We start from the raw sequence: 22,799 nt of genomic DNA on the forward strand, positions 1-22,799 counted from the left end.
CTAGAGGAACCCGTCAGGCTCATCCAACTCGATCTCGATGCAAAGCAATCACGCGAGCGACCGCGCCACAACCGGTGCAAGGCCGCATATCGCCCGTCAGCGCGGCGGATGAGGTAGTCGGGCGGGCCGTCCTCGACGATACGACCGTGCTCGAGGACCGGTACCCGGTCGCTGACCGCGACCGTCGATAGTCGGTGGGCTATGACCAGCGCGGTGCGGTCTGCCAGCACGGTGGCCAGCGCGCGTTGCACCATGCGCTCACTGGGAATGTCCAGTGATGACGTCGCCTCGTCCAGGATCAACACTGCCGGGTCGGCAAGGAACGCCCGGGCGAGGGCGATGAGCTGTCGCTGGCTGCCCGACAGCCGTGCACCGCGGCTGGCGACGTCGGTGTGGTAGCCGTCCGGCAGCGCGGCAATGAACTTCTCAGCGCCGACCGCATCGGCGGCCCGCCGGATTTCTGCGTCGGTTGCGTCGGGGCGGCCGAACCTGATGTTGTCGACGACCGTGCCGGAGAACATGAAGTTCTCCTGGGTCACCATCACCACGTGGCGCGGCGCAATTCGCTTTGCGCGAGGTCGCGCAGGTCGATGCCGTCCAGGGTGATCGACCCGGAGGTCGGGTCGTAGAACCGAGCTAGCAGCTCGGCCAGTGCGGTCTTGCCAGCACCGGTCGTTCCGACCAGCGCCACCGTTTGACCCGCCGGGACTGTCAGAGACAGGTCGCGCAGCACCGGTCGGCCCGGGGTATAGCCGAAGCGCACATTGTCGAACGCGACTGTTCCTTTTATGCCTCTTGGCTCTGCCGGCGGGAGCGGTGCTTGCGGGTCCTTGATACTGGGCCGTTGGGCGAGCACATCGGCCAGCTTCTCCAGCGCCGACGACGCAGACTGGTAGGCGTTGAAGAACTCGGCGAGCTCCTGCATCGGTTCGAAGAACATGCGCAGGTAGAGCAGGAACGCTGCGAGAGTTCCGATGGTCATCTCACCGTCCATTACCCGATACCCGCCGTAGAGAAGTACGACACCGAAGGTGATGTTGCCGACCAGTTTTACGCCGGGTGTGAAGATGGCGATGAGCTTGTAGGTCTTTTCGTTGACTATCCGATACTGGTCGGCGATGACCTCAAAGGTCTCCTGGTTGCGCGGCTCACGCCGGTACGCCTGCACGGCCTTAATGCCCTTCATCGTCTCGACAAACTGCACGATGACTCGAGCGGTGCTTTCGCGCACCTTCTGGTAGGTCTTAGACGATTCGGACCGAAACCATCCGGCGAGGACCACCAGGGTGGGGAACGCCACCAGGCACATCAGCCCCAGCCGCCAGTCCAGCACGACCAGCAGGATCGCCGTTCCCACCGGCGTGAGACCCGCGCTGATGAGGCTGTCGAACCCGATCGGTAGCATGTCCTCGATGGCCTCGACGTCGTTGGTCAATCGGCTGACCACCCGGCCGGTGGTGTACTGGTCATGGAAGGCGATGTCGAGCCGCTGAAAGTGCCGGAACACCCGACGCCGCAGATCCAGCAACATCGTTAAGCGGACCTGCCCGGAGCAGTTGAGAAAAAACATACGGCTGGTGGCCTGGACCAAGACTACGACGCACGACGTGCCGATGATGAGCATTAGCTCGCGTGCTGAGCCGCCGTCCACGATTGGCGGAATGCCGTGGTCGATGCCCCACCGGATCAGCTGCGGAACCGACAGCCGCGCAACGTTTTCCACCACCACGACCAGCGCCAGCAGTGTCAGTGTCACGCGAAACGGCCTTAGTAGCGACCCCAACAGGACGCGTGCCTCGCGATGGCGGGCCACGGTCTCGTCGAGGGGCAGGGCGTCGTCTTGGCTGTCGGCGACGCGACCATGCCAACGGTCGGCGGTCTTGTCATCGGTGATGGTGGTGGGTGGGCGCGCCCGTTGTGGTCATCGGCGGTTTCCCGCGAAGTGCCTTGTGGCGCAGGCGGTATCGGTAGATTGTTGCTTTTCGTGGGCGCGCTCCGGCCGCACCATCTCCTCGTCGATCTCCCAGGCGCGGGCATGTTCCCTGCCGTCATCGAGTTCGTCGTCGGCGGCCAGCAGGTAGCGGTACTCGGGCACCAGGGCGAGCAGCTCGGCGTGTGTGCCGAGATGGGCAATGGTGGTGTAGCCGTCGGCCCGGTCGAGCAGCGCCACCTTGTCGGCGAGCAGCACGGTGGACGCCCGGTTCGCGACCACGACGCCGGTAACGGAGTCCAAAACCCGGCGCAGCGCATCGGTGACCAGCGCCTCGGTGTGTACATCGAGGGCCGACTGGGTATCTTCGAGAACCAGGATTTTCGGCGCGGCGACGATCGCGCGTGCCAGCGAGAGGCGCTGCCGTTGCCCACCGGACAGGCTCATGCCCTGTTCGCCGATGCGGGTGCGTAGGCCGAATGGCAGGTCATAAACAAACTGCGCAGCAGCGACGTCGATCGCGCGGGCAAGCTCTGCGTCGGTGGCATTGGGACGCCCGAGCCGCAGGTTCTCGGCCACCGACATCGAAAACAGCGTCGGATCTTCGAAGGCCGTCGCCACGGTCTGCCGAAGGGCCGGCAGGGTCAGGTCGCGGATGTCTTGGCCGTCGATTCGGATCTGGCCCTCCGACACGTCGTAGAGCCGCGACAACAGCATCGCCAGCACAGACTTACCCGAACCCGTGGGCCCGACCAGCGCCAGTGTCTCGCCGGGCTCCACGGTGACGGTGAGGTGCCGCACGGCCCACTGCTGGCTTTCCGGAAAGCTGAAGCCGACATCGATTAGTTCGAGTCGTCCGCGGCGCGGCGGCTCGGCTCGGGGACCATCGGTGATCCTGTTTGGCGCATCGAAGACCTCGGCGATGCGGCTCGCCGCAGTCATCGACTCCTGTGTCATCGGCAACAAGAAGCCGAGCGACGCGATCGGCCACACCAGAGACAGCATCATGGTGATGAACGCGACCAGGGTGCCCATCGTGACCAAGCCGTGGCCTACCGCATACGCGCCGAAACCCAACACAACGATCAGCGCGATATTGGGGATGACCTCCAGCAGTGTCCCAAACTTCGCCGACACCGAAACCTTGCGGACGCCGATGCGATAGAGCGCGCAGGCCTCGTCGTCGAACCGGTCGAAGAGCAAGCTTTCGCGGCCGAGTGACTTCACCACACGCAGGCCAGCAGCGGACTCCTGAACGTGTGTTGCAACGTGGCCGGACTGATCCTGCGCCCGCCTGGACAGCCGGGTGTACTCCCGCTCAAAACGCAGCATGATGGCTGCGGTCGGTACCATCGATAGCAGAACCACTATACCGAGCGGCCAATACGTCACCAGCAGGATCGTCGTAACTACAATGATCTGAAGGGTATTGAGCAGCAGGAACACCACTCCAAAGGACAGGAACTGGCGGATGGTGCCGAGGTCGTTCATAATTCGCGACAGCAACTGCCCGGACTGCCATCGTTTGTGAAACGACATCGGCAAGATCTGCAGGCGGGCATAGAGGTCTTTCCGAATATCCGCCTCGACGCCCATCGTTGCGTGAGCACCCAGCCAGCGACGGATGAACGCCAGCACCGGCTCGGAGATCCCTACAGCCATGGCGGCGGTGCCCAGCATCCAAAGTCCGCGCTGATCGTGATGGCGTACCGGCCCGTCAATCACGGCCTTGGTCATGAGCGGGATCGTCACCGTAGCAACGAGACCCGTGATCGCGCCCAGCATCATCGCGATCCATCGTGCCCGGTAAGGAATCAGGTAGGGTAATAGCCGTCGCAGATCCGAGTTCGCACGCCGGCGCGCCGGTGCTGCCGCGATCGCCGATGCCGAGCGGAACGCCGCCGCGTCCGGCACGCATGCGACCTCATCCACGACGGACTCATCTCCCTATCCTGGCGCCGCCAAAAAACGGCGCCGAGACGCTGGCGGCTGCAACGCCAACGCCGCCCAACGCCTCGAAATGTCTTCGCTTGCCAATGAATTCCGATCATCGCACGGCGACTACCCATAACGGTCGCTGCGCGACGTCGAAGCTGTAACCATTTGAGAAAGGTTCGACGTAACAGCTGCGTGGTTACAGTTGAGATGCCCGGGTGTATTCGATGGCACCTATCGCCGGGGGCCTAGCCCGGATCTTTGCGCGGGTGACGTGTCGGCGTGAGGGGTTCGGATCGGTGTTTTGGCGGTGTTTCTACGGGCGCGATCGATGATGACTTGGGTCAGGGGTCTCCCGACGTTCCACGATCGCCGGTGGGAGGGTCGGCCTGGCAGCGGGCTGGGCGCGGTCATGATCGTTCCTCGACGCCTGATTTCGCGGATGACTATGCATGGAATTCTGGCGCACGCGTTTTGGCGATTTTGGTTGGGCGCACCGATAGGTGAACTGCTTTTCATGCTTGGTGCTGCTGGACAACGGAAGTCGGTTAGCCGTGAGATCACCGGTCTAAGCAAGCTCGACCGGACCCGGCGATAAGCGCGCCCTCGAACGGTCAGGCGATCTTGTAGTTGTAACAGTCTGACGGCTTAATGCGGCGCCAGACCGGCGCGTTCGGCGTACTGCAGGCCGGGCGTCGAGCACGAGGGCGGCCTCGTCGCCGAGCACCTCAAGGCTGCCCGTCATGCCACAGGACACTGTGTTCCGCGGCGAGTGCGGTAACAGATTCGCCCTTGGCCATGTCTTCGTACCAGTCGCCGCCGACGACCATGTCGGTCACGCCTCGGCCTTCGCAGTAGGCGACGAGGTGGGACATCCTGTTGATGAAGCCGTAGCCGCTGAAGTTGAGGCTGGTGTTGCACAGCACGCCGACGCCCTGTCGCTCGGCGACTGCACTGAGGAGTTGGTGCAGCGCCGGGTTCATCTGGCGTGAGACCGTCTGAACGCGCGCGGTACCGTCAACATGGGTCACCGCCGCGAGTCGCTGATCACGGACCCTCCGGAAGTACAGCATGTACGGGTCGTCGAAGTCGGTGTCGAACGCGGACGCGAGATCCTCGGTGCGGGCGGCCGGGGCGATCGGCCGGTAATCCTCTCGTTGTTTGATCTGGTTGAGCCGGTCCTTGCTGGATGATGATTGGGCATCGGCCAGCAGCGACCGGTTTCCCAACGCTCGCGGCCCGATCTCCCAGCGACCTTGGACCCACGCGAACACCCTGCCCGATGCCAGAGCCGCAGCCACGGCGCCGTGGTCGAGGCCTCGGTGACGCCAGCGGGAAGGATCGGGCGTGGCGTCGGTGATGAAGTCCAGACCCGAGTAGACGTTCCAGTCGATGTGGTGCTCACCGGTCAGCGCGGCCTGCGCGTCGATCGCCGTCCCGATAGCCGAGCCGGAGTCGTTGGGGCACGGCGGCACGAACACGTCGGTGAAATGGCCCAGGTCGCGCCATTGCCGGTTCCATTCGCAGTTCAGGCCGCAACCGCCGGAAATCCGCAGCGGCAGCCCCGCAGGCAGCTCCCGCTCCGCGACCTCGGCGAACAAAGTGAAGATGCGCTCGGTAATCACGGCGGCGGCCAGAACGCCGACCTGAGAGGTGACGCCCGCGTCGAACAGCACGGTGTCGCGGAAGTCTTTCTTCGGCACCGGGTGGACGGTGGCTATCGCCAGCACGCGGTCGACCGCGTCCCTGATCTCCTCATCGGCATCACGGGCGTCCGCATAGGCGGCGAGAGCCATCAGCTTGCCGGCATCACCGTACCGTAGGGTAGCGCGTTCGACAGGGAAGTCAGGGTCGAGGATCGCGAATATCGCCGCAAACTTTCCGCCGGGATCATTCATCACGCCAACCCGCTTCACGACCCGATGGGTGTCGTCGACGAGGAAGAATGCCCCGGTGAGGCCCTCCCACACCAGCACCGCCTGCTGCTTGTGGTGGTGTCCGGGCGGGGCCATGCCGATCGCCCCGAGGATGTGGGAGCGGTCGTGTGACGACGAGAAGTACGCGACATCTTTGCCGAAGAATCTGCCGGTCCGCATGATCCCCGGGTCGGTTCCGTGGTAACCCGTTGCGACCGGGATGTGCCCTTCCTGCCAGCCGCCGACGGCGACGACGTCGGGCAACGCGTCGAGGCGTTCGGCGATCTCGAGCACCGTGGCCGGAGTCAGCGGGGAGTATCGGAAGAACGAGTCCTTCTCCGATTCCAACGAATACAGCAGATGACCGTCGCGGATGACGGCCATCCCGCCGTCATGTCCGGGCTTGAAACCAACAATGAGCACGGCGCCCCCTTGACAGCAGGTACGTGCTGTCCGCGATCGGTGCGGAAGACGCTACCGAACAATCTCCCGCAACGCACCCGTCGGTTGACGACTGAAACGGTAACACTGGCTTGGGCATTCGTCGCGGAGTTAGGACTACTTGCTCGAACGAGCACTGGTGAGGGTATCGCGTAACGGGCTGCTAGATCCTGGTCATCGCGTAGTAGGCACCCCGCCGGGCCATCAGCTCGGCGTGGCTGCCGTGCTCAACGATCCGCCCGGCCTCCATCACCAGGATTACGTCAGCATCGCGGATCGTCGAAAGTCGGTGCGCGAGGATGAAACTCGTGCGGTCGCGGCGCAGTTCGTGCATTGCATGCTGAATCAGCACCTCGGTGCGGGTGTCCACCGAGCTGGTGGCTTCGTCGAGGATCAACAGTTGCGGGCGCGCGAGAAACGCGCGCGCGATGGTGATCAGCTGCTTCTCGCCGGCGCTGATGTTGCCGCCGTCGTCGCTGACCCACGTGTCGTAGCCGTCGGGCAGCGTGTGCACGAACCGGTCAACATAGGCGCTCTTGGCGGCTGCGACGATCTCGTCGCGACTGGCTCCCGGGCGGCCGTAGGCGATGTTCTCCGCGATCGTCCCACCGAATAACCACGTGTCCTGCAGCACCATCCCGATGCGCGATCGCAACGCGTGCCGGCTCACCGTCGCGATGTCCACCCCGTCGATCAGGATTCGTCCGGAGTCGACCTCGTAGAACCGCATCAACAGATTCACCAGTGTCGTCTTGCCCGCGCCCGTCGGTCCCACGATCGCCACCGTGCTGCCCGGCTCGGCCACCAGCGACAAACCCTCCATCACGGGTGTGCCGGGGCGGTAGCTGAAGTCGACGTGGCAGAACTCGACCCGCCCGCTTCGGCCCTGTCCATGGGGCGACGGCAGCACGATCGGTGTGTCGGGTGTCTCCTCCGGCGCATCCAGAAGCTCGAAAACCCGTTCAGCGCTTGCCATCCCGGACAGAAGCGCGTTGTACATCGCCGAAACCTCTATTATCGGCAGGTTGAACTGGCGGATGTACTGAAAAAAGGCCTGGAGGCTACCCAACGTGATCTGGCCGGTGGCCACCTGAAGTCCGCCGACCACCGCAACGGCCACATAGCTCAGGTTGCCGATGAACATCGTGGCTTGCGGGACCAGGCCGGACAGGAACTGGGCGCCGAAGCTCGCACGGTACACGTCGGCGTTGATGTCACGGGCCTGTTCCTCGGCCCGCGCTCGGTGCCCGAACGTTTTGACGAGCGCGAAGCCGCTGTAGACCTCCTCGACCTGAGCGTTGAGCCGACCGGTCTCGGCCCATTGCGTGGCGAACAATCGCTGTGAGCGCCGCGCGATGGTCCGGGTCACCAACAGCGACAGCGGCGCGATCACCACTGTGATCACGGCCAACAGCGGCGACATCGTCAGCATTATCAGTGGCACCGCCACCACGGTCAGCACCGAGGTGAGCAGCTGGCTGATCGTCGTCGACAGCGACGTCGCAACGTTGTCGATGTCGTTGGTCACCCGGCTGAGCAGCTCGCCGCGCTGGCAGGAATCCAAGTATGACAAGGGCATTCGGTGCACTTTGTTCTCGACGTCGGAGCGCAGCGCCATCATGGTGCGCTGCACCGTGATGTTCAGCAGCCTGGCCTGCCCCCAAACCAACACGGCGCCAAGCAGGTATAGGCCCAGCGCCAGCAGCAGTGTCCGGCCGACCGCACCAAAGTCCACGCCGACGCCCGGCCTGACGTTCGTGCCGGACAGCAGCTCGGCGAACATGTTGTCACCATGGGCACGGGCGGCGGCGATCGCCTGCTCCTTGGTGACCCCGGCCGGCAGGTGCCGGCCGATCACCCCGTTGAACACCAGATCGGTTGCATGCCCTAGGACTCGGGGGCCGATCACGGCAACAGCAACACCAGCGACACCGATGGCGATCACCGCCGCGGTCAGCCACCGCTGAGGGGTGAGCCGTTCGACCAGCCGGATGGCCGTGCCGCGGAAATCCCGTGACCGCTCGGTGGGGGTCTGCACCTCGGGGTCCATCGGCTGCAGCCCACGCGTCATCGTGATCTCCCCGCCGGGACTACGGCCTGCGAGTCGACGAACTCGGCGTAGGTCGGGCAGTCGGCGAGCAGCGATTCATGGGTGCCGGAACCCACGACCCTTCCGTCGTCGATGACTATCACCTGGTCGGCTTCAACCATCGTCGAGATGCGTTGCGAGACAATCAGGACCGTCGCCTCGGCGGACACCTCGCGCAGCGCTGCGCGCACCCGCGCTTCGGTGTGCACATCCAGCTCCGAGAACGCATCGTCGTACAGGTACACCTTGGGCCGTCGGATCACGGCGCGCGCGATCGCCAGGCGCTGCCGCTGCCCCCCCGAGAAATTGACCCCGCCCTGCGATACCCGCATGTCCAGCCCATCGGGATGCGCGCTGACGAACCCGTCGGCTGACGCCACACGCAGCGCCTCCCATATCTCGGCGTCGGTGGCGTCAGCGTTGCCGTACCGCAGGTTTTCGGCGACGGTGCCCGAGAACAGATATCCGCGCTGCGGAACCAGCCCGATCGCCGACCACAGCTGCTCGAGGTCATAGTCGCGCACGTCGACGCCGTCGATGCTCACCGAACCGTCGGTGACCTCGCAGAGCCGGCAGATCAAAGACACCAACGTTGACTTCCCCGAGCCTGTCGAGCCGACAATCGCCGTCGTGGTGCCGGGCCGTGCGGTCAGCGAAACCCCCTGCAGAACAGCACGATCCACTCCCGGATAACAAAAGGTCGCACCCTGGAGGCGGACCACTCCGTTGACCGCCCGCGGGCGCACCGGGCGCTGTGGACTGATGGTCGAGGCGTCGGTCGACAACACCTCGCTGATCCGCTCGGCACACACCGAGGCTCGCGGCACCATCATCAGGATGAACGTCGCCCTGAGCACTCCGCTCAGGATCAGCAGGAAGTAGGACAGGAACGCTATCAGCGAGCCCACCTGCATCCGACCTGCATCGAGACGCAGGCCGCCGAACCAGATCAGCGCGACGCTGGACAGGTTGATCACCACTGTGTTGACCGGCAGCATCAACGCCTGCCAGCGCCCGGCCTCAAGTGCGGTCTGCGACAGCGCGCGGTTGGCCTCTGCGAAGCGCCGACGCTCGAATGGCTCCCGCGTGAACGCGCGGATCACCCTGATGCCCGACAGCTGTTCGCGCATCACCCTATTAATGCCGTCGATCAGCCTCTGCATGCGGCGGGCGACCGGCAACAGGTGCGACACGATCCAGTAGTTGGCCAGCGCCAGCGCCGGGACGGCGACCAACAGCAGCCACGACAGTCCCACGTCTTGGTGCACCGCCATGAAGATCCCGCCGATGCTAATGATCGGAGCGGTGATCAGCGTAATGCAGGTCATCTGCACCAGCGCCTGGATTTGCTGGACGTCGTTGATGGTGCGGGTCAACAACGACGGCGCACCGAACCGCGCGATATCCGGCGCCGACAAGCCGGTCACATGGTGAAAGATCGCCGACCGCAGGTCGCGGCCGAAGCCCATCCCGGTGCGCGACCCGAAATAGACCGCCCCCACCGAGCACAGCACCTCCAGCCCGCAGACCGCGAGCAATACCGCCCCGAGACGCACGATCGTCGACGTATCGCCCTTGACTACCCCATCGTCGATGATCGCCGCGCCGACGGTCGGCATATACAGCAAGGCCAGGCCGCTGACCAGCTGCAGCGCCACGACAACCGCGATCAGCCGCCGGTACGGCCGCGCGTACTGCCCCAGCAATCTGGCCAGCATCTGCAGAATTCTCCTACCTTTCCGACGGCTGCGCTGGCAGCAAGGTCACCGCCATCCAGTCGGTGCAGGCTTGTCCAAGCTACGGGTTGCGGTCAGCCCCATTCATCGCCATCGCGCCGCTGACTCGGTCAACTCATCCGCGGTCGGCGCGAAAACACCGAGCAGTACGGCCACCTGCGCGGCACCACGGGATCAACAACTGGTGGGGACAGCCCGCCCGACGCCCCCGGCCATCAACGGGGATTACCTAACCCGACGATGAACGCTTCCACGGCGGCAGCCTTGGCCTCCTCCGCCTGCCGGGCGATGTATTCATCGATGGCCGACAGCGCGACCGCCTGCATCGACCGCCCCTCCGCAGCGGCCTGCCGACGCAGCGCTTCTGTCTGCTGATCACTGGCGCGCAGAGTGATTTCCATCGCCCGCATGGTACCCCTGAGCAGGCAGCTTTTCGCGGGACTTTCGCGTCTTATCGTCGGAGGCTAGGCACTGACCGGTTTGGATACCTTCATCACCTTCATCATGTTGCCCCCCATGATCTTCGCGACATCCTCCTGGTCCAGCTCGGTGAGTTCGTCGACGACGCTCAGCGGGTCAACGAGTCCTTCCGGATGCGGCCAATCCGAGCCGAACACGACCCGGTCGGAGCCCATGATCTCGACGATGTCGACGAACCGGTCCTCCCAGAACGGGCTGATGTAGATGCACCGCTTGAACGCCTCGATGGGATCCTCGCGGAACGCGTGCGGCATCCTCTTGTAGACGCCCTCGAGGCCCTTGACCAGGTGCGGCACCCAGTCGGCCCCGCTCTCGATCGACAAGATCCGCAGTTCGGGGTTGCGCGACAGCGCGCCGTGGCAGATCAACGCGCCCATCGTGTCTTCGATCGGGCGATGGGCCATCGCAAGCATCTTGAACGGGGTCGCTTGGAACGGCAGGGACTCGTCGCCGGGTTCCCACACGCTCATAAACTCGGCGTAGCCGCTGTCAGCGGCGTGCATCGACACCGGGATCTCGGCTCTGACGCAGGCCTGCCAGAACGGGTCGAACTCCTCGAGACCCGGGGAGCGGCGGCCACGGTAGCCGGGCACCGGTCCCGGGCGGACCATCACGGTGCGCGCGCCCCGCGCCAGGCACCACTCGAGTTCTTCGAGTGCCCGTTCGACGATGGGCAGGGTGATCACCGGGGTGGCAAAGATGCGCTCCTGGTAGTTGAACGACCAGGTCTCGTAAATCCATTGGTTGAGCGCGTGCATGACGTCGTGGGTCAGCTCGGGGTCGTCCTTCATTCGCTCCTCGAGCAGGCTGGCCAGAGTGGGCAGCATCAGCGCGTAGTCGACGCCGAGCTCGTCCATGACCTGCAACCGCGGGCCCGGTTCGCGGAAGGCGGGGATCGCCTCCATCGGCTCGCCCATGATTTCGCGGTCGCTCTTGTTGCCGCGGCCGTGACGGAAGTACTCCTCCTGCGCTCCAGGACGGGCCACCATGTCGAAGGTCGGGTTGGGGATGTATCTGCTGACCTGGCCGCGGATTACCATCTTGGTGCGACCGCGAACCTGCCAGTAGTCGATCACGTGCTTGCGCTTGTCCGGCAGGAACTTGGTCAGCGCCTCCCGGGTTTCGTACATGTGGCTGTCGGCGTCGAACACGGGAAAAGGAAGCTCACGCGACGGCATGGCGACCTCCTTGTAGCAGTCCTGGTGGGCTAGTGGTAGTGACGTTATTACAGCTTCGCGCCCCAAGGTTAGGGCGGATCACACCGCTCGGGGGACTTACGTAGTTACAAGTTCACGAACGAGGAGGGCTCGCCGCGGGGTCCGACGTCTTCCCGTTAGCCGAGGCACGGCTGATTCCGGGGCCGCCCCTTCCCGTTGTGATAGAGCCGGCGAAAGAGGGGATCGACGCCGTGGCGTGGGCGACGGCGCACCGCCGCCTGCGGCAGAGAGATTTTCAAGCGTGAGTGAGCGCTGGCGCCCCACAGCACCCCGGTATGCGTTGCCCGCACGGTGCCTCTGGGCGTGGATGCTTGCCAAAACCCTGATGTCACGTCGTCTGTTTACGCAGTCTTCGACGTAACTTCGAAAAGCACTGTTGAACTGCTCAAACGTAGTGGAGTTAAGGGGATTTGGACTCCTTTATCGCATCGACCGCCTGGTAGGTGAGCACCTCACGTTGTTGAAAAGCGAAGTCGCGGTATGAGTCACGCGCGATCAGCCGCCAGCCAGGTTCCGACATCGGCGCCTGTCGGATGCGATAAGCGGCGGACTCGCCACGGGTTGCCATCCACTCCAAATATGAATCGGTGAAGCTGTGATGGACCCGATCGAGCGAGAGCTTGTAGCCTGGCGTTCCGGCAGCCAGCCACTCGTCGAAGGCGCCGCGGTACATCGGCCAGGAGCAACGGCGTTCATCAATCTCAGCGGCTGGGACGCCGGCTTTCGTCAGGCGTTCGGCCGCCGCCCACAGCGTCCCCTGCTCTGCGAAGTTCGACCGAATCCACAGCGACACAAGCACAAGCGCGGCCAGCGAGATGGCGGTTGACGACACGGCCATCCGCGGCCTCAATGTCGATCCACGGCACTGGACAGCCAGCAGCAGCAGGCCAAATGGGATGAACGGGACGACGTAGGTGTCGTTGAGTTGGACATAGAACAGGTGCAGCCCGAAGAGGCATAACCCAGTCGCGACCAGCAGGATCGTCTCGGGACTCTGGCGCCGGATTGGCCATAGCTTCTGCGCGCTGACCACTGCGATCGTACCGAGCACAGCGGCTGGGGCGAGGCCGACGAGGTCGAGCGGGCGGAACAGCTTGTCAGGCAGGTGGTCACCCAGTAACCACCCAATACCCAGCGCGGGCCACGGCCTGCGCGGTGCGTCGCTCCCGGACACAGGCGAGCCGGTCAGGAGTATGGCGCAGAGCCCAAGGCCTATCAGGGCGGCCAGCAAGGCAAGCCGCGTCGCTCTGCGTCGTGACCTACCCGCATATGCGAACGCTGCTCCGACCAGCAGCGGCAGCGCCGGCAACACCGAGATGCCCAAGTATTGGAGCACAATCGCCGCCCGCCACAAGAACTCGTGCGCCAGGACCGCCAGCGGCTGGCCCAGGTACAACTCCTGCTGCCCAAGCCGTACGACTTGGGTGAAGTTGGGCTCCTGCAGGCCCATCAGAATCTGCCAGCCAGCCGCGCCTGCGGGCAGGGCAGCGCCGAGCAGCAAGGTGTGCAGGCGCGGTCGGACGTCAGGACGGCAGAGGATCCGCGCGAGCAGCAATCCGACGACGATCGCCAGTCCGAACTGTCGGGTGCCGATGGCGCATGCGGCGGCGACCGAGCCCAGGAAGACCAGTGCGTCACTGGCACGCCGAAGCCCACGGACATACAGAAAGAGCGCCGCGAGCAACCACCCCATGAATTGGACGTCGGACATGAAGGAGAAGCCCAGGCGCAGGACCAGGGGACTCGCCAGCAGACCGAGGGTGGCGGCGAAGCTTATCGAACGGGGAGCGTCAAACTCGCGAGCGAGCCCGTAGAAGCTGGCCAGTACCAACGCCAGCATCCCGACCGTGGTCAACCGCACAAGGCTTAGGGAATAGCCGAAGATCTTCGAGAGTCCGGCCGCCAGGTAGATCTGCACCGGCATGTTCGCCGCAGACCAGGCGTCCAACTGATACTCGCCGGTCTGGAGCAGGTGCTCGACTGTGCGCGCATACGCCCAACCGTCGTCGAGGGGCATCATCTCACGGATCGGGTCGATGATCACGGCGGCCAGTAGCAGGCACACACCGACGCCGACCAAATGCGCCGCCGCGCGCCACCGATAGGTGTTCACCGTCCGCGTGCCCGCGACCAGCCGACCAGTCATCAGGTGGCAGCATATGTTAGCGCCGGAAGTTGGCCACCGCGTCGGGAAGCGGAGTGTGTGCGCCCCGGTCGTTCAGCACGGTCTGAGCCGTCTCGAGGCCAGACGCAAGAGCCGTGCCGGTGGAGAGGGCTGAGGGAAAGGTGCGGTAGTTGCCCGCGAAGTACAGGTTGCCGAAGCGGCTGCTGCGTTCGGGCGGGTTGCTGTAAGTGCGATTGATGACCGGCGAGTACATCGGCACGCGAGTTAATTTGACCCAGAAGGGGTCGAGGTCGAAGCCGAAGATCGCCTTGAAGTCATCGAGATAGGCCGAGAGGATCTCGTCGTCCGGCTTCGAGAAGAACGGATCAGTCCGACTGTTGAGATGCGTGACGAAGTTGATGCACGAATCGCCGGGTGCGCCGATCGATGGATTCAGCGAGTGGAGCTGAAAGATGCCGCAGGCTGCGTAGTCCAGGTCGGCAAGATTCATCCAGTAGAAGTCGGGCTCGACGGCCTTCTTCGAGGCGCACACTAACGACAGCAGTGCGCTGTAACGAATGTCTCGAAGCCTCGGCGTGGTGTCATCGGGGGCGAGGCCGAGGTAGACGTCCGTGGGGACGCTGCTCACGACGATGTCGGCAGGAAGTCGCTCGCCGCTATCCAGTTCGACTTCACTTACCCGCTCACCGTCGGAGTGCAGCCTCGCCACGCTGGTCCGCAGGCGCATGTCCACCCCTGACTCGTCGAGGAGTCGCGCCATACCAGCGCACAGCACCTGCGTCCAGTTCGTGCCTGGGATGTATCCGAGCGCGGCCGAGCCCTCGCGGTGGTGGAGCCGCACGCCCAACCAGGCTGCGTTCACCTCGGAGCAGGGCAGATCGAATTTCAGGCGGGTGAGAGGTTCGAAGAGCGCTTGACGCACGCGCGGTCCGGCCCAGGCGTCGATGAGGTCCTCGGCGCTCTTGTCCAGCCATTCATCCCAATTGCTCTTGACATAGGCGCGCAGCATCAAGATCGCAAAGCGCGACTTGTCGACGAAAGACATTGGGAATCGCAGAAAGTCCACCGGATTCGCCAGGTCGTAGTTCCGATTTTCCCGCCGAAACAGCATCCGGATGCGTCGCCAGCGCACTCGATCGAGCGCATCGATCTGATGGAGGAAGTAAAGCAGGGTTTGGTCGCGATGCAGGATGTGGTGGTAGCCCAGCGGGTAGAAGCGACCTTCACGTTCGAAGCTTCCGGCCAGGCCTCCTACTGCCGGGCCGCGCTCGACGATTCTCACCCGCAGACCGGCCTGCGCAAGGGCATAGGCCGCTCCGCAACCGGAAAGGCCCCCGCCCAGTACCACCGCTCCTTGGCTCACCGGCAAAGTTTATCGGGGTCGCTCGGACTCGCCCCAATCATTTGCCAAGGCCGGCCACCGGCAGCGCAAAGACTCGGGGATCACGGATCGGGTCGTGCACTACCAATTCCGTCCGCGAATATTCCTACGCCCCAGTCGTTTTCACCTTCGTCCTGCCAGAGGTAGAAGACCTGGCCGGCGCCTTGCTCGGTGTTGCCAAGTTAGGAGAACTTGACCCCACCGACCCGTTGAAGTTATCTACCGTATTCGGAGACGATACCGTCATCTTTGAGCTGGTAGAGCCGGGTCGCAGAGATGGGCACGATACCGTCAGCGTTCAGCCAACATGCTTGAGGCGGGCGAAGTTTTCCACAAGGTCGGCGGCGGTCGCAACGCTTTCGGCGGGTCTGGTCATCTGGGTGGCGATCTCGCGGGCCCGGGCTACGTACTGCGGGGCGAGAATGGTACGAAGGTCTGCGATCAGCGATTTCTCGGTAGTGGCCGACAAGCGCCGGGCGGTGCCCATCTTCAGCCTTTTCACCTGAACTCCCCAGACCAACTGTTGGGCCAACTTCCAGAGGATCAACGTGGGGACCCCGGCGCGCAGTCCAGCGGCCGTGATGCCCACGCTGCCGCGGTGCACGACTGCGCGGCAGGCTGGAAAGACCGCCCCGTGATTCATCGTGCCCACCACCTTGACGTGCTCGCCATGGGGGACGCTGCTGAAGTCATTTTCGTCGGCGCAAACTAACGCCCGCTCGCCCAGCTGCGCGCAGGCCGCATCGATCATGGTCAGCGTGTCGGCCGGAGATTCGACACAGAAGCTGCCAAACCCGAAGAAAATCGGCGGTGTTCCCGCAGCAATCCACGACGCGACCTCGTCATCGGCATCCCCCGCCAACCCGAGCGTCAGCGTGCCGACAAAAGGCCGGTGGCCATCAAATTTGGCCCATTCGGCCGCCAGCCCGGGAAATAACACCTCGTCATAGGCCTGAATTTCCAGCGATCCACGGTCTATGATCCGCCGCGACCAGGGACCCGTGGCCTCCGCTAGACCCAGTTGACGACGCTGTGCGTCGTCAACCTTCTTCGACATGCGCCAAGACAGCCATCGGTACACCGTCATCGCCGAGTTGCCCAACGGCGCCGGCAGGAACGGCAGGAACTGTCCGTTGGCCCGCACCAGGAAAAGATGCAACGCGGCCAACGGAATGTCGTGATACTCCGCGACGTTGGCAGCGAGGCCCTCAAAATTGTGGACGGTAATTAGCAGGTCGGCCCCGTCCGCCAGCGGCGTCAGCGTCCTCGTCATCTCCTCCTGGCACTGGGCATTCAGCTCCGAAATCTCGCGCCGCAACCTGATCAGCTCCTGGATCCTCCAGGGGCTGCCGAAGAGACAATTCCGGAATCTGTGCTGCGCCTGTATAAGCGCCATCAAATCCGATCCCCAGGCGACCGCCGACAGCCCAGCCGCCTCGGCGAGGCCAACCAGGAAGGGCGGGACGGCTATGCACACGTCATGCCCGCGGCGCTGCAGCTCACGGCCGACAGCGGCGGGGGGCTCGACATCGCCACGACTTCCCCAGCACGCCAGCGCAAATTTCATCGCGAATCCATAGCCTTTTACCCCCCCGCGGGCGAAATGGAAACGGCAGCCTCACACTCCTGACTCAGCCGCAACCAGCTTAACCTGATGCCCGCGCTATCGACCTACAATCCAGAAGCATTGGGCAGGCAGCCGACAGACGCTGCCACCCAAGGACCTCGTCCAGGGGCGAACGGCCGTTTGCCGGCACCACAACGATGCGCTCGGTTCGGGATACTGTTCCTCATGAACTCTCGGGAGCTTGGCCGCACCGGAATCCAGATTTCCCCGATCGGCTTGGGCTGCATGCAGTTTTCCGGCGTAGGCCAGGGCGCAGCGACGTCCTTTACCCCAATCGAGCAGCGCAGGGTCGACGAGATTGTCAAGGCGGCGCTCGACGGCGGAATCACTTGGTTCGACACCGCGGAAGCCTATGGTCACGGCAGGTCCGAGCGCGCGTTGAGCAGCGGCCTCACTTCTTGCGGGATCAGGCCCGGCGATGTCACCATCGCTACGAAATGGGCGCCGCTCGGACGCACCGCCAAAAGCATTACACGCACCATCGACGACCGGCTCGGCGCGCTAAATCCCTTCCCCGTGGATCTGCATCAAATCCACATGCCCTACGGGAGCTTCTCCCCGCTTAGGGCCCAGGTCCAGGCGATGGTTCGGCTGGCAGAAGCGCACGAGATCGGTGCCGTCGGCGTCAGCAAGTTTTCGGCACGCCAGATGGAGCTGACCTACGCTGAACTGGCTAAACACGGAATTGCGCTGGCCAGCAATCAGGTTCAGATCAACCTGCTGCACCGCAAGATTGAATCTAACGGAGTTCTGGACACCGCGCGGCGGCTCGGCGTCACTCTGATCGCCTACTCGCCCTTACGAAGCGGGATACTGACCGCTAAGTTCCATGATGACCCCGGCCTGGTTGCCAAGATGCCGCGAAGGCGTCGCAAGTTATTTGCCGGCAACCTCGACCGCACCGTGCCCTTGATCGACGGACTGCGTCAAGTCGCCGTCACACATTCGGCGACGGTTAGCCAAGTGGCGCTCGCGTGGCTCACCACCTACTACGGCGACACTATCGTAGCAATCCCCGGCGCGTCTAAGCCGCATCACGCCGAGGAAGCTGCCGGCGCCATGCGTATCGCTCTGAGCGAGCCGGAAACTCAGACGCTGGCGCTCCTGGCTTCGCAACTCAGCCGCTAGTCTGGCTTCACCGAACCGCCCCGAACACTTCCGCGGGCTGACAATTCGCCTTGGGCGACAAGAAAAATGCTCATCCACTGGCGTGAGTCGTGCCGATTCGCCCTACCGGCCCTACATCGACTCGATCCTGGAGAACGCGCGTATGCAGCCGGGCCTGCATCGGCTGCATGAGGTGTCCGCACTGGAATTAATGCTGCAGTGGGATCCCACACATCCACTTGTCGAAGAGCTCGATCACCTCAGCGTTTCCGCCACCCCCGCCAAGGGCCTGCGGTTACCACCCGGCGCTGATCAGGCCACCATCAACGACGCGGCTCAACAAGCCTGCCTGCGGTGTCGACGTGAACGACTCGCCGCATTCTCAGCCGCCGAGCGCGAGGCCTGGACCGTTCTGGAACGCAGCTATCAGCTTCTGTTTGCCGGACGGTGAAACTGCTTAAACGTCAAGAGCTTTCAGCAGCAGGCGCGGCGATGTGGCAGGATCAACTGATCCATAGCATGATGCCGACTATGAAGCACGTGATGACGATGGCGCTGATCGCCACCGCCATGCTGGCCGCGCCAGCGGGCCACGCAGACCCGGACCCCCACAAGCCCGACTTCGGCGCCAATTACTGCCCGGGTGGCGCGACGCCGTCCCCTGAGGCCTCTTGCGACGGCGTGCCCTACGAGGACGGCTCGTACTGGCACGCCACACAGCGCGGCGCGTCAGGGACGAGCTCCTTCGTGGTGGTGCAGTGCATGGTGCCCGCTCCCCCGCCAGGTCCCTTCTCCGGTCTTTTGCCGAAAGTGACCGGGCCGTTACCGGCGCCGCCAGGCGGCTGCGGTCGGTAGCGGCATGACGTTCTGGAAGTGATGGTCATCGCCGTAGACAGATCGCGAAGACATCTGCGCGAAAGCGAAGTAGGACTCGGTTCCCATCTCTAGCATGTGCTACGTGACTCACCTGACGCCGAGAACAAAGGAAGGGAATCGAATGCCCTCACCTCGCTGGCTGGCCAGACTTGCCATCCCCATGCTGGCTGGCGCTGCCCTGGTTAATAGCGCAGCGATTGCGACTGCCAATCCCCAGGACGACGCATACCTCGCAAAACTGCGCGCCGTCGGCCTCACCTGGCCGCCCAATTCCGAAGAGGCACTGATCGGGGAAGCACACCTCATCTGCTACGACCTCAGTTGGGGTTGGCAGCCACAAACGATTGCCGACGACATTCACGATCACTTGAACAAGAGGGGCGTCACATTGTTGGACGTCGGAACCATGGTCGACGCCGCACACAGGATCTATTGCCCCGGCAACGTGTGCGACGCCCCCACCCTTTGCACATGACAGCACACCTGGTACGCCAGGCTGAGATACCACTCCCGACTTTGGCGACAATCGCGCGCCGCTAGCCGCCTAGCGGACTGTGGTCGCACCATGCAGCCCGCGACAGTCGGCGGCCGATTCTTCGACCGTTTTTGCCGGAGCGAGTCCACCCCGTTGCTACGGTGCGCATGAAGCTAGGAGGGGTAATGAGCCGCAACGCTTACGCGTTGGTAGCCGAGGCGATGGCGATCGGTTTAGTTGCGTCGGCCGGCTACAGTTCTCCTAATTCGGCGACCACGACAACGTCGCAGGCCAACGCAACGCAACTGCAATCGCTCATACCCACACCGGCGAACACTCAGCGCACCGACGGCCCTACCTCCATTCCAGACAACGGCATCCATATACACTTCCTGGTCAACGGATCGTCGCCCGACGTTCTGGACGCGTACAAGACCGCGCTCGAAGGTAAGGGCTGGACGGTGACCGTGGTGAGTTCAGGTGGCTGGGCAGGAGCAGGCGGCGCCACCTACACCGCGACCCAGGGCGACACCTACGGCGTGTTCAGCGGCGGAGGCTCCGCTAGCACTGCCGACGTCAGTGCCTGCGCATGGCCGTCAAAGCCCTCGAACCCCAACTGCGGTGGCGGCAACCGACAATAACGGCGACGACTGGCTCACCGCGGATTCACGGTCACGTCGCGGTGAGCGTCAGCATCCCGCGTAGCTTTTGCCAGCTATTGGCCAGGCCGGGATGCAAACGCAGGTCGACTACCTGATCCTCGTTAACCCAGCGCAGCTCAGCGCTTTCCGCACAGCCCACCACCGGCAGCAGCTCGGCGGCATCGGCGATGACGGTGGTGTATGTCCAGCGGGTGCCGAACGGCACAGCGGTCACCACCGAGGCGCGCAGTTCGATCTGATCGGGCCGGACGCCGGTTTCTTCGTAGGTCTCGCGGATCGCGGCCTGCTCGGGGGTCTCGTGGCTGTCCCTGGCCCCGCCCGGCAGCCCCCACGTGCCACCCTGGTGGCTCCATATCGACCGCCGCTGAAGCAAGACGGCGCACGAACCGTCGGGTGCCGGGGCGCGCAGTAGGAGCCCAGCGGCCCCGTGCCGGCCCCAATAGCGACTACCGGTGGCCGAGACCACCCACCCATTGCCGTCACCGCGCACACGCCCACGATATGCGCCGATCCCGCTCATGCTGTTAGGCGCGCGAGCGGCGCCTAGTGAAATGCGAATAAAGATAATGCCAACCGCACATTAACGCTTGACAACGTCCATCAGATGCCCGTAGCCCGTCGAAGTTATTGTCTTTCAACGCCTTTGATCTGCATGCGGCGTGGATTTACAGCTGATCTGACTATTGCCGATTTCCACGATTTAAGCCTCAGGTGGTTACCTGCACCCGGGGGAAGCCACGCAGTGGTTTGCCTGATCCCACCGCTTCGTGGCGATTGCGGCGTATGCGCGCCAATTCCGTTGTCTGCAGCCGGATTACGAGCCTCTGACAACGGACGTTCGAGAAGCGGTCTGCATCGCGTCTACTGCAGCAGAATTGGGTGACTTGCGCGCTTCTGCCTGGTCGTTACGCTTCGTCAACAGACGCGCCCTGAGGTCAACCCGATCGAAAGCGAGGATCGATGCAGAAAGACCTACGCGTTAACCCAGATGAGTTGGGCGCTGCAGCCACTCGTTGGCAGATGATTGGTATCGGTCTGGGTGCGGGCGATGCCCCACCGGTCAACCTTGCCCGGACCTGGCCCAGCGCGGCCGCGACTGATGGAATTTATACCCAGGCGGCCGCCGCCACGGCGGCGTTCCAGACGCGTATTGGTGACACCGCCGCAGCGTCCCACGATGCCGCCAACGAGTATCAGACCCAGGACACGAAGGCGGGAGGAGACGCGTTCAAAGACGTGCTCAGCAGTGTCTCGAGCATGATCGGCATGTTCTCCGGCTCAATGGGAAGCGTCAACGCCGTCACTAGCATGCTCGGACAACTCACCTCGACGGCAGTCTCGACCTCCACCAGCCTCGTCAACAACCTGACCGGCACACTTAGTCACGCCGGCAGCCCCACACATGCTCCACCGACGCCTGGGCCCACGGACACGGCACCGCAATCTGGGCCCATTGGCACTGCACCGCCGCCTGGACCGACTGCATCAGCGCCGGTGCCGATTGACCAGCTGCCCAAAGAATTTGGGACTGGAGGGGCCGTATGATCCCTACGCGCAGCCAGGTTGAGGCTTACACCATCGACCACCTGGTCGACGCCGCCGAGTATTGGGACCACCTGGCCGACCACTGGGAGGATGCCCACTGGCAGGTCCGCAACCAGGCCCAAGCGCTGGACTGGCAGGGTGTCGGCGGGGATGCCTTGCGGGCGCGCACAGCATCGGATTACACCGTTGCCAGCAACCACGCCGACCAGCTGCGCGGTACCTCACGCATCGCCCGTCGACAGGCCGGCGAGTTGGAGCGCCTACGCGATCGAGTTCTCTACGCGGTCGAGGACGCTTACAACGCCGGTTTCACCGTCGGGGAGGACCTGTCGGTCACCGATACTCAACCGAGCCGCACAACCGCTGAGCTGGCCGCTCGTCAAGCGCAGGCCCAAGTTTTCGCCGCAGACATTCGCAGCCGAGCGGGTGCGTTGGTCGTCGCTGATACCGAGGTTGCCGGCAGCCTCACCGGATCCGCTGCTGACGTTGGCACTACCACCTGGTCGTAAACCGGAGTCACGCACACAGTTTCAATGCGCCGATTGGCACCCAGCCGCAGCGAGTGTTGGCTAGTGCGATCGCAAGATGACGATCGCGTTGTCGAACTTTTTGAACGGCTTGAACGTGTCTGCGGGAACGCCGAATACGGCGGACAACACCCGCGGTGGAAGCATGCTGAGGGACTCACCTATGCCGATGTTGTCCTTGGATTCGGGCGTACTGGTGTTCTGGATGATCACAATCTTCATGTCGCCCGGGCCCCGGTTCTCGAAATAGTGGAAGGAACCCTGGGGTGCGAACACGACGTCGCCGACATGTTGGTCGAAGCTCTCGTGGTTGCCGTTCCCGTCGACGACCACCCAGGCCGCAACTCCGCTGGTGACTATGTTGATCTCCCACGCGCTGGGATGCCAGTGCGGCTCGCGGATACCTCCGGGGTACAGCGTGAGCGACACGATGCTGGCCTGTTGACCTTTGAGTATCGGAAAATTGTCCTCGTCCGCCTGCTGAAACCAGCCCCCGTCATACTTGTTGACGGGCGAATCGCCGAGATGGAGGTGCGATTTCGAGGTGATCGTCTCAGCGGGTAGGCGGGGATCACCAAACCGTGTCGCATCATCGGCCAGCGACATTTCCTTATCGGTGCGATACCCGGTGACAAGACGGTCAACCCCTACACCGGTTGCGGCCGCTCCGGCGGCCAGGCCCGCTCCACCCAAGACCTTGCGACGATTAATCGGCATCCCCAACCTCGCC

18 protein-coding genes and 2 pseudogenes are annotated in these 22,799 nt (G+C 63.8%); 8 read left to right on the top strand and 12 right to left on the bottom strand.

Annotation, left to right across the window (positions count from 1 at the left end; translation table 11 throughout):
• Positions 1 to 65: 65 nt before the first annotated feature.
• Both ACLQI9_RS24580 and ACLQI9_RS24585 read right to left on the bottom strand, forming a co-directional pair.
• Positions 66 to 1,894, bottom strand: a pseudogene (locus ACLQI9_RS24580) (ABC transporter ATP-binding protein); the annotation flags it as partial.
• 27 nt (positions 1,895 to 1,921) lie between these two features.
• The gene (locus ACLQI9_RS24585; protein ID WP_442382060.1) at positions 1,922 to 3,862 is read right to left on the bottom strand and encodes an ABC transporter ATP-binding protein; all 1,941 of its coding nucleotides are present in this window, start codon (positions 3,860 to 3,862) and stop codon (positions 1,922 to 1,924) included.
• Positions 3,863 to 4,322: 460 nt separating this feature from the next.
• Between ACLQI9_RS24585 and ACLQI9_RS24590 the strand changes: the two are divergent.
• Positions 4,323 to 4,463 (top strand): annotated as a pseudogene (locus tag ACLQI9_RS24590) (class I SAM-dependent methyltransferase); the annotation flags it as partial.
• A 130-nt stretch (positions 4,464 to 4,593) separates the two neighbouring features.
• On the opposite strand, the gene ACLQI9_RS24595 reads toward ACLQI9_RS24590, so the two are convergent.
• From ACLQI9_RS24595 to ACLQI9_RS24630, 8 genes are all read right to left on the bottom strand, one after another.
• A complete protein-coding gene (locus tag ACLQI9_RS24595; protein WP_442382061.1) occupies positions 4,594 to 6,204 on the bottom strand; it encodes a carbamoyltransferase C-terminal domain-containing protein in 1,611 nt (536 codons plus the stop codon).
• A 181-nt stretch (positions 6,205 to 6,385) separates the two neighbouring features.
• Positions 6,386 to 8,293 carry an ABC transporter ATP-binding protein gene (locus ACLQI9_RS24600; RefSeq protein WP_442382062.1) on the bottom strand — a complete coding sequence of 636 codons (1,908 nt, stop codon included), beginning with the start codon at positions 8,291 to 8,293 and terminating at the stop codon, positions 6,386 to 6,388.
• Positions 8,290 to 10,029 (bottom strand): ABC transporter ATP-binding protein, encoded by a 1,740-nt coding sequence (locus ACLQI9_RS24605; protein ID WP_442382063.1) that lies wholly within the window; start codon positions 10,027 to 10,029, stop codon positions 8,290 to 8,292. The genes ACLQI9_RS24600 and ACLQI9_RS24605 overlap by 4 nt, the downstream gene beginning before the upstream one ends.
• Positions 10,030 to 10,262: 233 nt before the next feature.
• Entirely contained in the window at positions 10,263 to 10,448 is a 186-nt protein-coding gene (locus ACLQI9_RS24610; RefSeq protein ID WP_442382064.1) for a CopG family transcriptional regulator, read from the bottom strand.
• Positions 10,449 to 10,511: 63 nt separating this feature from the next.
• The gene (locus ACLQI9_RS24615) at positions 10,512 to 11,705 is read right to left on the bottom strand and encodes an amidohydrolase family protein (RefSeq protein ID WP_442382065.1); all 1,194 of its coding nucleotides are present in this window, start codon (positions 11,703 to 11,705) and stop codon (positions 10,512 to 10,514) included.
• A gap of 439 nt (positions 11,706 to 12,144) precedes the next feature.
• Positions 12,145 to 13,890 (bottom strand): ArnT family glycosyltransferase, encoded by a 1,746-nt coding sequence (locus ACLQI9_RS24620; protein WP_442382066.1) that lies wholly within the window; start codon positions 13,888 to 13,890, stop codon positions 12,145 to 12,147.
• 16 nt (positions 13,891 to 13,906) lie between these two features.
• Positions 13,907 to 15,217 carry an FAD-dependent oxidoreductase gene (locus ACLQI9_RS24625; protein ID WP_442382067.1) on the bottom strand — a complete coding sequence of 437 codons (1,311 nt, stop codon included), beginning with the start codon at positions 15,215 to 15,217 and terminating at the stop codon, positions 13,907 to 13,909.
• A gap of 331 nt (positions 15,218 to 15,548) precedes the next feature.
• Positions 15,549 to 16,817: a glycosyltransferase gene (locus ACLQI9_RS24630; RefSeq protein ID WP_442382068.1), complete on the bottom strand. Its 1,269-nt coding sequence runs from the start codon at positions 16,815 to 16,817 to the stop codon at positions 15,549 to 15,551.
• A 225-nt stretch (positions 16,818 to 17,042) separates the two neighbouring features.
• Here ACLQI9_RS24630 and ACLQI9_RS24635 point away from each other — a divergent pair, with 225 nt between their 5' ends.
• From ACLQI9_RS24635 to ACLQI9_RS24655, 5 genes are all read left to right on the top strand, one after another.
• A complete protein-coding gene (locus ACLQI9_RS24635; RefSeq protein ID WP_442382069.1) occupies positions 17,043 to 18,005 on the top strand; it encodes an aldo/keto reductase in 963 nt (320 codons plus the stop codon).
• A gap of 82 nt (positions 18,006 to 18,087) precedes the next feature.
• Complete coding sequence (locus ACLQI9_RS24640; RefSeq protein ID WP_442382070.1) at positions 18,088 to 18,435, top strand: hypothetical protein; 348 nt, start codon at positions 18,088 to 18,090, stop codon at positions 18,433 to 18,435.
• Between the two features lie 80 nt (positions 18,436 to 18,515).
• Positions 18,516 to 18,839, top strand: coding sequence for a hypothetical protein (locus ACLQI9_RS24645; protein ID WP_442392324.1), 324 nt, complete (start codon positions 18,516 to 18,518; stop codon positions 18,837 to 18,839).
• 142 nt (positions 18,840 to 18,981) lie between these two features.
• Positions 18,982 to 19,335 (top strand): DUF732 domain-containing protein, encoded by a 354-nt coding sequence (locus ACLQI9_RS24650; RefSeq protein ID WP_442382072.1) that lies wholly within the window; start codon positions 18,982 to 18,984, stop codon positions 19,333 to 19,335.
• Positions 19,336 to 19,520: 185 nt separating this feature from the next.
• The gene (locus ACLQI9_RS24655; protein ID WP_442382073.1) at positions 19,521 to 19,976 is read left to right on the top strand and encodes a hypothetical protein; all 456 of its coding nucleotides are present in this window, start codon (positions 19,521 to 19,523) and stop codon (positions 19,974 to 19,976) included.
• A 31-nt stretch (positions 19,977 to 20,007) separates the two neighbouring features.
• Here the strand turns inward: ACLQI9_RS24655 and ACLQI9_RS24660 are convergent, their stop codons facing one another.
• Positions 20,008 to 20,487 carry an NUDIX hydrolase gene (locus ACLQI9_RS24660; RefSeq protein ID WP_442392325.1) on the bottom strand — a complete coding sequence of 160 codons (480 nt, stop codon included), beginning with the start codon at positions 20,485 to 20,487 and terminating at the stop codon, positions 20,008 to 20,010.
• A 470-nt stretch (positions 20,488 to 20,957) separates the two neighbouring features.
• On the opposite strand from ACLQI9_RS24660, the gene ACLQI9_RS24665 reads away from it, so the two are divergent.
• Positions 20,958 to 21,542 carry a hypothetical protein gene (locus ACLQI9_RS24665; RefSeq protein WP_442382075.1) on the top strand — a complete coding sequence of 195 codons (585 nt, stop codon included), beginning with the start codon at positions 20,958 to 20,960 and terminating at the stop codon, positions 21,540 to 21,542.
• Positions 21,539 to 22,051 (top strand): hypothetical protein, encoded by a 513-nt coding sequence (locus tag ACLQI9_RS24670; protein WP_442382076.1) that lies wholly within the window; start codon positions 21,539 to 21,541, stop codon positions 22,049 to 22,051. The genes ACLQI9_RS24665 and ACLQI9_RS24670 overlap by 4 nt, the downstream gene beginning before the upstream one ends.
• 60 nt (positions 22,052 to 22,111) lie before the next feature.
• On the opposite strand, the gene ACLQI9_RS24675 is transcribed toward ACLQI9_RS24670, so the two are convergent.
• The gene (locus ACLQI9_RS24675) at positions 22,112 to 22,786 is read right to left on the bottom strand and encodes a cupin domain-containing protein (protein WP_442382077.1); all 675 of its coding nucleotides are present in this window, start codon (positions 22,784 to 22,786) and stop codon (positions 22,112 to 22,114) included.
• Between the last annotated feature and the right edge of the window lie 13 nt (positions 22,787 to 22,799).

This window comes from Mycobacterium sp. (genome assembly GCF_052143115.1).
Classification (GTDB): Bacteria; Actinomycetota; Actinomycetes; order Mycobacteriales; family Mycobacteriaceae; genus Mycobacterium.

Excerpts from the sequence above, each read along its gene's own strand:
- ACLQI9_RS24600 (WP_442382062.1), bottom strand. The coding sequence starts at position 8,293 with ATGACGCGTGGGCTGCAGCCGATGGACCCCGAGGTGCAGACCCCCACC.
- ACLQI9_RS24605 (WP_442382063.1), bottom strand. The coding sequence starts at position 10,029 with ATGCTGGCCAGATTGCTGGGGCAGTACGCGCGGCCGTACCGGCGGCTG.
- ACLQI9_RS24610 (WP_442382064.1), bottom strand. The coding sequence starts at position 10,448 with ATGGAAATCACTCTGCGCGCCAGTGATCAGCAGACAGAAGCGCTGCGT.
- ACLQI9_RS24615 (WP_442382065.1), bottom strand. The coding sequence starts at position 11,705 with ATGCCGTCGCGTGAGCTTCCTTTTCCCGTGTTCGACGCCGACAGCCAC.
- ACLQI9_RS24620 (WP_442382066.1), bottom strand. The coding sequence starts at position 13,890 with ATGACTGGTCGGCTGGTCGCGGGCACGCGGACGGTGAACACCTATCGG.
- ACLQI9_RS24630 (WP_442382068.1), bottom strand. The coding sequence starts at position 16,817 with ATGAAATTTGCGCTGGCGTGCTGGGGAAGTCGTGGCGATGTCGAGCCC.
- ACLQI9_RS24635 (WP_442382069.1), top strand. The coding sequence starts at position 17,043 with ATGAACTCTCGGGAGCTTGGCCGCACCGGAATCCAGATTTCCCCGATC.
- ACLQI9_RS24645 (WP_442392324.1), top strand. The coding sequence starts at position 18,516 with ATGAAGCACGTGATGACGATGGCGCTGATCGCCACCGCCATGCTGGCC.
- ACLQI9_RS24650 (WP_442382072.1), top strand. The coding sequence starts at position 18,982 with ATGCCCTCACCTCGCTGGCTGGCCAGACTTGCCATCCCCATGCTGGCT.
- ACLQI9_RS24655 (WP_442382073.1), top strand. The coding sequence starts at position 19,521 with ATGAGCCGCAACGCTTACGCGTTGGTAGCCGAGGCGATGGCGATCGGT.
- ACLQI9_RS24665 (WP_442382075.1), top strand. The coding sequence starts at position 20,958 with ATGCAGAAAGACCTACGCGTTAACCCAGATGAGTTGGGCGCTGCAGCC.
- ACLQI9_RS24670 (WP_442382076.1), top strand. The coding sequence starts at position 21,539 with ATGATCCCTACGCGCAGCCAGGTTGAGGCTTACACCATCGACCACCTG.
- ACLQI9_RS24675 (WP_442382077.1), bottom strand. The coding sequence starts at position 22,786 with ATGCCGATTAATCGTCGCAAGGTCTTGGGTGGAGCGGGCCTGGCCGCC.